This is a genomic window from Candidatus Egerieousia sp. (genome assembly GCF_056211015.1).
In genome coordinates, this window is the sequence record NZ_JBAELF010000136.1 from 1 (window position 1) to 4,575 (window position 4,575).

3 protein-coding genes are annotated in these 4,575 nt (G+C 46.5%); 1 reads left to right on the forward strand and 2 read right to left on the reverse strand.

The genetic code is table 11. The annotated features are described in order from the left end of the window. Positions 1 to 219: 219 nt before the first annotated feature. Positions 220 to 729, forward strand: a complete 510-nt coding sequence (locus AC06L3_RS08995; protein ID WP_475670287.1) for a UPF0158 family protein — start codon at positions 220 to 222, stop codon at positions 727 to 729. Here AC06L3_RS08995 and AC06L3_RS09000 read toward each other — a convergent pair. Both AC06L3_RS09000 and AC06L3_RS09005 read right to left on the reverse strand, forming a co-directional pair. Then, positions 704 to 3,127, reverse strand: a complete 2,424-nt coding sequence (locus AC06L3_RS09000) for a DEAD/DEAH box helicase (RefSeq protein ID WP_475670288.1) — start codon at positions 3,125 to 3,127, stop codon at positions 704 to 706. The genes AC06L3_RS08995 and AC06L3_RS09000 overlap by 26 nt on opposite strands. 314 nt (positions 3,128 to 3,441) lie before the next feature. Beyond that, complete coding sequence (locus AC06L3_RS09005) at positions 3,442 to 4,347, reverse strand: LysR family transcriptional regulator (protein WP_475670289.1); 906 nt, start codon at positions 4,345 to 4,347, stop codon at positions 3,442 to 3,444. Positions 4,348 to 4,575 lie beyond the last annotated feature (228 nt).

Genomic DNA, 4,575 nt, shown 5'->3' on the forward strand with positions numbered 1-4,575 from the left:
AACTGAGTCTTAAAACATAGGTACAAATATATCTATTTATTTCCGAAAAACCAAGCCCCGAAGCAAAAAAAATCTCACTTCGGGGCTATTATTTTCAGGATTCACTCAGACCACGTTACAAACGGACGGGAATTTCAGTTAATAAGGAAATTGATATAGATGAAATATGATACAGGAATCATTCATTAGTTAGTCACCGTCTAACTCACATGATATTATATGATTACAAATAGCATTCTTTCCGAACTTGCGTTCGTCCTTACAGATCACGAAGCCTCCCAAAGCGGCTCCGCTCATTTTGTAGACCTCACAACTGGCGGCCTGACATTCATTATGGCCGATTATATGTTCGAGGAAGGAGAAATCACGGAAGAAGAAATATGCTCATACAAAGAGTGGGAGCAGGATGCCATCCGAACCTATCTCAATCACAATCTCGTGCGCATCGAGCCAATTCCGAGTTACGAGTCCTTCCGCATTATGGAGGAATTCATGGAGTTGCGTTCTGAAAAGGAGCAACAACGGCTATACAGGGCGCTCAACGGCAGGCACCCGTTTGCCAGTTTCCGCAATGCGGCTGAAGACCTGGGTATCATCCAGCAGTGGTATGACTTCAAAGACCAAGCCGAAGCGCAGATGGCCGAGGATTGGCTCAACGAAAGTGGTCTCGAAATCAAGGACGGGAAGATAATTCTCAGGAACACTACTGAGCCAGCAGTTTCCCGATAAGGTCAAGAGCATCGGTAATGAGCTGTTTGCTTTTAATAGGGATATTAATGGACGCTTTGCCTGTATCCTTGTCTTCGACTACAATTTGATCTATAAGTCTTGCTGTTCTTTCCGGTGATTTGAGGGTTTCAACCAGATTGCTGAAGAAAGAGATGCCCTGATTTACCAGATTCTCTGGTTCAGCAGGCGATATGATGTCTTCAACTTCTTCGTTGGAGTCATCGGCCGAATCTGCCGGAACCACCGGAGTTGTTGAAATTGCCGAACCGGTAGAATCGATGCTCGCATCAGCCTGTTTGCTGCTTGGCTCAACATCTCCGTATTCAACAGTTACACCGGAATTATCTGCGTGAGTCCCTTCTGCCGAAGGCTCCACATACTCTCCTACCAGATTCATGATTTTAGCGAATTTGTCATCGGACGCAAATACGGCATCGTCACCTCCGTCCAGGACTCCTTCGAACAACGAAGTTTTGAACTTCAACTTACCAATCATAGTCTCTTCCAAGGTATGAGCCGACACAAGATTGATAACCTGGATGTTCTTCTGTTGCCCGATGCGGTAAATTCGCGCTATTCGCTGCTCCAGAACAGCCGGATTCCAGGGAAGGTCAAGATTGATGATAGTGCTCGCCGCCTGCAGATTGAGTCCGGTACTGCCCGCATCCGTTGAAAGGAATACCCGGCTTTGTGGCAGATCGGTGAAATTGGAGACCATATTCTTCCGCTTTGCGGACGGCTCGCCACCATGAAGGTTTTCATAACCTATACCGCATTTGTCCAGTTCCTGTGCAAGCAGCCGTGTCATCCGTTCCCAACTGCTGAATACCACAACCTTGCTGTCTTCAGCCCCGTCAATGATATCGGAGATAATGTTCATAGCCTCTTCCACCTTGGTGTCATACCTGCTCTTCTGGTCGAGAATGAATGTGCTGTCACAAACCATCCTCATCTGTGAAAGGCTCAACATCAGCCTGCGCCTGTCAGTTTCGCTGAGAAAATGCATCCGCTGCCATTTCAGCACCAGCCTTGCCACAACATTCTTGAATTCGTCGTGGATGCCCATCTGTTCTTTGGTCATTGGCACGAAGATGGTCTGATCCATCCTTTCAGGCAGCTGTAGGTTCACATCCTTCTTGCGCCTGCGTATCAATATGTCCTTAAGTTTGCTGCCCACGGCATTGAGATTCTGATAGCCAAGAACCTTGCCGGTGTCATCGGTAAGGATACACTCGTGCCTGAACTTGTAATAAGGGGATAGAGCGTACTGGTCTGCAAACTCCACTATTGAATACAACTCCTCAAGTTTATTTTCAAGTGGAGTTCCGGACAGAATCACAGAATAGTCTGACACTATGCGTCTGGCAGCCTTTGAAATCTGGGTATTCCAGTTTTTCAGACGTTGCACTTCGTCCATAATGAGCAGATCGCATTCCAGTTTGCCCAGTATCTTGATATCGTTGCAGGCGGAGTTGTATGAAACAATCTTGTATGTGCCCGGACTCACGTACATTTCTCTTCGCTTGAGGTGGCTTCCTTCAACCACAATGACATCCGAGTTGCCGGTGAACTTTTCGATTTCGCACTTCCATTGGTACTTCAATGATGTGGGTGCCAGCACCAGAACGGACGTTACCAGGCCCTCCCGCCGAAGCAATTCCGCCACCCCGATGGCCTGCACCGTCTTTCCAAGACCCATTTCATCCGCAATGATGGCTTTTCCAGCCTTTGCGGCAAAGCGGATTCCTTCTTTTTGGTAAGGATAGAGCCTTGTACGGAGCAATGAATCAATTGTTGTATCAGAATACTTCTCTTCTATCAATTTTGTGCGCTTCTCTCTATCCCTGGTATTCACAACATAATCAATGGCATCCTGATAGCATCTGAACGATGGATTGATGGCTTTTGCTTCTATGAGAAATTTCCCGAAAGAGGCATAGGCTGTTTTACGTAGTGTGCCATCCTTGCAGAAATAATGGGCTGCAAGTGCGCTTAAGGCTTCTTCATCGTCAGCACCTATGCGGATTCTGACACTCCTTTCACCACGATAGTCGAGATAGACCGATGAATATGAAGGCACGGGAGACGGCTTGCAATGCCTGTCCAGTTTAACGGCCTCGATATGTTTGCAGGTACCCAGTCCCGATGTCTTGAAGTCCATGCAGGAACAGAAATTCCATTTACTTGAAGCTCCTCTGTAAATTACTTTGTATTCGCTTCTCGAACTGGCATTCTTGACAAAATATTCACCGTTTCCTCTGGATGATATCCCGAAATTCTCAGTCTGCGCCTGCTGCTTCCTCAGCGCAATCTGCCACTCTTCCAGAGTCATTGACTTGGGACAGACGAAATTACCCAGTTTGGGCAGCTTGACGATTCTCTTTTTGGTAGTCTTCATATAAAGTTGCTCAATGTTCTTGTAAAGATAAACACTCTTTTGCAATAAATTGTTAAATTCGCTAAAATTCCATTAATTATGCTTGCAATACAGATATGACAGCATACCGGCGGAGATTATCTTGAAACCGTTTCATATCCGTATGCAGAAGGTCTCCTGAAAGAAGATAAACCCACGTGGATTTCTGATTAGTAAGACTTATTTTTGCATTATAAATACCTCAAACATGAAAATCAATAAAGACCTGTCTGTCAACAAGGCTTTCAATACTGCATTCTCACAGGATAAAGCAGAAGCTTGAATTGAAGCGGGCATCACATCTCAAGGTTCTTGCAGAGCCTTTCTATCTGAGCCGACTCCCTTATCATATTCACCAGCACTTGCGACGAGCGCTTGTGATAGCCGTCCCTGAGGCTGTGTATGCAGCCTGTCATGGAATATGAACCGCCCTCCAGCGGCACCGCAACAAGGTTTTTCCTGTAATATGCCGCCAGAGGAGAAAGCATTGTAACCAGATTGGTCCCCTGCACGATATCCATTATCAGGTCTGGGTCGTTCACCTCAATATGCACGTTCAGCTTCCTTGTATCAAGCCCCACGAAATTATCAAAGGTACGGCGGGCCTGCAGTCCGGCTCCAGGAAGCACAATGCCATGTTTCTCAAGTTCCTGCAGACTTATGTCCTCCTTTTCCGCCAATGGATGTCCATCACGCATTACCACGCTGAGGCTGGTCCTGAAAAGCACCTCCGATTCAATATCCTCGTATTCCTTGACCGGCTTGAAGGCGATTGCCAGATCAAGTTTCCTCTCACGCAGCATTTCCAGCAGTTCCGCCGCTGTACCGCAATACAGATGGACCTTGACACCCGGATTCTGCTTGAGGAAGTTCTTCACGGCATCCACCATAAGACCGCTGAAGGAATGGGTGGTGCCAACATCAAGAGTTCCGGTAAGCGCTCCGCGCAGGTCCTTGATCCTGTTCCTGCACAACAAGGCTGCATTCAAGGTGTCCTGGGCCAGAGGCAGCATCTCCTCCCCCGTTTCAGTAAGGCGCACATTCCTGGAATCACGTTCAAAAAGCTGCGTACCCATTTCATCCTCGAGCTGCTTTATCTGCTGGCTGAGAGTTCCCTGTGTCATGTACAACTCACGCGCGGCCTGGGAGAAATTCCTTGTGCGCGCAACTGTCACGAAATATTTCAATTGTCTTAGTTCCATGGAACAAATTTATTGAAAATATCAATAGCTGCAATAGAAAAATTGTTACATATTCAATGAATATGCATAAAAAGCTGAAATATCTTTGTAATGAAACCCTCATGACATAATTTGTAGTCGCCAAAGTTCATGAAAAGGGTTGACGCCCGTCTATATTATATACACCAATATACATTAGACTATGGCAGACATCCAGTTCACACAGGTCGTATCGCGCGGTTGCGGTAT

Coding starts and splice junctions, on each gene's coding strand:
- AC06L3_RS09005 (WP_475670289.1), bottom strand. CDS start 4,347: ATGGAACTAAGACAATTGAAATATTTCGTGACAGTTGCGCGCACAAGG.
- AC06L3_RS08995 (WP_475670287.1), top strand. CDS start 220: ATGATTACAAATAGCATTCTTTCCGAACTTGCGTTCGTCCTTACAGAT.
- AC06L3_RS09000 (WP_475670288.1), bottom strand. CDS start 3,127: ATGAAGACTACCAAAAAGAGAATCGTCAAGCTGCCCAAACTGGGTAAT.